Genomic DNA, 2,224 nt, shown 5'->3' with positions numbered 1-2,224 from the left:
CGGCACCACGTCGGCGCGCCCCATGCGCCGCACAATCCGCCCACACGACGGCGACGCGGCGTGAAACGTCGCCGTCGTGTCGCCACGCCGGTCCGACATCCATCCCTCCCCGAGAAAGTAGGGGCTGTCCAACGGAATCGGGCGGCCCCCGGATCGGGCGGGACCACCACGAGCGGCATGTCACGACGTCGTACGTTCCCGCCCCGGCACCCCGAAGTTCACCCGAACGAGACACGACCCCAATCCACCCCGGCCGGCCCGGCCCGCCCCCGGCTCACGTCCAGCGCATCCCCACCGCGTCCAGTTCGGCGATCCGCTCGGCCGAGAGCTTCGCCCGCCTGCTCCTGGTCGTGGTCACCCACACCCCCAACCTGACGTCCTCCGGCCACCCGTCGAACGCGGTCACCGACTCCACGTGGGCGCGCGGCACCTCCAAGTGCCCCATGTGACTTGAACCGTTAATTGGCGTATCGTCAGCGCTATTTTTCGTGGCGTCGCGCCACCCCTCTCGGGCGCGTTTCATGCCACCTGGGTTGGCCTGGCACCCCGCCGGCCAATTGGATACATCGGCATCCGGGTGATGCGTGGTGCTCGCGTTCCACGCCAAGGCCCAGAGGGAATCGGCCAATCACCTCCGAGTTTCCACACCCGGTCTCGCGCCCGGGAATGATCTCAGGAGCGAACCCGAACCAGCCCTACCAAAGGAGTCATCCATGACCGAGGCCACACCCAACTCCAAGGGCCCTGCCCAGTTTCAGATGTCACCGGAGCAGGCCGCGAGTCTGGGCCTGACTCCCACACCCGAGGGCACGGCACCCACGGAACCGACGCTTGTTCCGGCCGACCAGGTCAAGCCCGAGGATGTAGGGACGCTGACGATCGAGTACCGCGACGGCCGGCCCGTGATCGTCGTCAGCGGCGGGCAGTTCGTCCCGGCGGCCCTCGCGGTCGTGCACCAGTCCGGCGAAGCGGACAACGCCAGGCGTGCCGGCATGGTGTACATCCCGCTCCAGTCCACTCTGTTCCCGGGGCCCACCCCCGTGCCTCCTTCTCTTGAGGATCAATTCGTCGCCATCGGCGACGACAGCGCATTCCAGTAAATCCAGGACGTGCGGCACGGGCGGCACGGCGCTCGAACGCTGCCGTCCGTGTCCTCGCCACCAGAGAGCGGGCCGACGCCTGCCTGCGTCTGGCTGAATTTCCAGATAAGGCCCACCAGCCTCGATCTCCGCGTTCGACCAGAACGTCCGGCCCGTCTTCGCTGCGCTCGCTGAGGCGCCCTAGGCGATGCACGGCGCCTTCGAGGAACCGGACTTCCTCGTCGGCCGCTTCGGCTGAGCGGCGGCCAGCGGCCTCGCGACATCCCAGTCGGCATGAAACGCGCCCGAGAGGGGTGGCGCGACGCTACGACAAATAGCGCTGACGACACGCAAATAGCGATTCAAGTCACAGCGCGACGCCTCGCCGCAGGCCTTCCGGATTCAGACGGCGGGGAGGAGCCGGACCACACCGACGGACGTGTCCTCGCGGCTCACGTGGGCGGCGCTCACCCGCCACCGGCCGCCCTCGACCGGGACGGGCGCCTGTTCGGGGAAGCCCCCGCCGTTCGGATACTCGACGCCCAGCTCGTTCCCGGCGGTCACGGAGTCCATGAGCACCGCTGCCCCGTCGGTCTCCCAGACACCGCAGTCCTCCCAGCCGGTCGCCGGGTCGGCGAGGACGGCCTCCGCCTCCGCCAGAAGGTCCGCTTCCGAGTACGCCCCGAGCCACCGCAGGAACGCCCCAAGCCCCGGCACATAGCAGCTGTTCGCCGGCTCATCGCCCAGGACCAGGGACGGGCGCCGGCGGAGCCGACACTGATCACGCCCGCCAAGTCCTCGACATCACACGCGCGGTCGTAGTCCTCACGGACACCCTCGCCACCCCACGACGCGGAGGAGCCGCCCCACTCCGCAAGCGCCGAGGCGGGGACAACGATCAGCGGGCCGCCCATCGACTCCACCCAACGCAAGGAGCCGGGGACGACGGCAGAGGCATCAGACGAAGAGGCATACATGCCGCAAGTCTCCACCAATCCCCCGAACTGCCATCTACTGGGTTGCCCGCGCCAGGTTCAGACACAGGTACTCAGCTTGGTCTTTATCCTGTGCGGTCGTGGTGGGCGGTGAGGGTGCGCTCGCGTTTGACGGTCTTGCCGACGTCGTAGCGGGGTGCGGGTCGAAGA

General features: G+C 68.6%; 3 protein-coding genes and 1 pseudogene. 1 reads left to right on the top strand and 3 read right to left on the bottom strand.

What is annotated here, in order from left to right:
* Positions 1-274 precede the first annotated feature (274 nt).
* The gene (locus ACFXKZ_RS52345; RefSeq protein WP_380015649.1) at positions 275-445 is read right to left on the bottom strand and encodes a helicase associated domain-containing protein; all 171 of its coding nucleotides are present in this window, start codon (positions 443-445) and stop codon (positions 275-277) included.
* A 268-nt stretch (positions 446-713) separates the two neighbouring features.
* Between ACFXKZ_RS52345 and ACFXKZ_RS52340 the strand changes: the two genes are divergently transcribed.
* Positions 714-1,100: a hypothetical protein gene (locus tag ACFXKZ_RS52340; protein WP_380015646.1), complete on the top strand. Its 387-nt coding sequence runs from the start codon at positions 714-716 to the stop codon at positions 1,098-1,100.
* A gap of 381 nt (positions 1,101-1,481) precedes the next feature.
* Here ACFXKZ_RS52340 and ACFXKZ_RS52335 read toward each other — a convergent pair whose 3' ends face one another.
* Together ACFXKZ_RS52335 and ACFXKZ_RS52330 are read right to left on the bottom strand one after the other, a co-directional pair.
* On the bottom strand, positions 1,482-1,796 hold the full coding sequence (locus tag ACFXKZ_RS52335) for an Imm21 family immunity protein (protein ID WP_380015643.1): 315 nt from the start codon (positions 1,794-1,796) through the stop codon (positions 1,482-1,484).
* Positions 1,797-1,906: 110 nt separating this feature from the next.
* Positions 1,907-1,993: pseudogene (locus ACFXKZ_RS52330) on the bottom strand (hypothetical protein); the annotation flags it as partial.
* Positions 1,994-2,224: the final 231 nt, after the last annotated feature.

Source organism: Embleya sp. NPDC059237, from assembly GCF_042754105.1.
Lineage (GTDB): Bacteria > Actinomycetota > Actinomycetes > Streptomycetales > Streptomycetaceae > Embleya.
The sequence above is the reverse complement of the archived record's forward strand: the minus strand, read 5'-3'. Positions and strand labels throughout refer to the sequence as shown.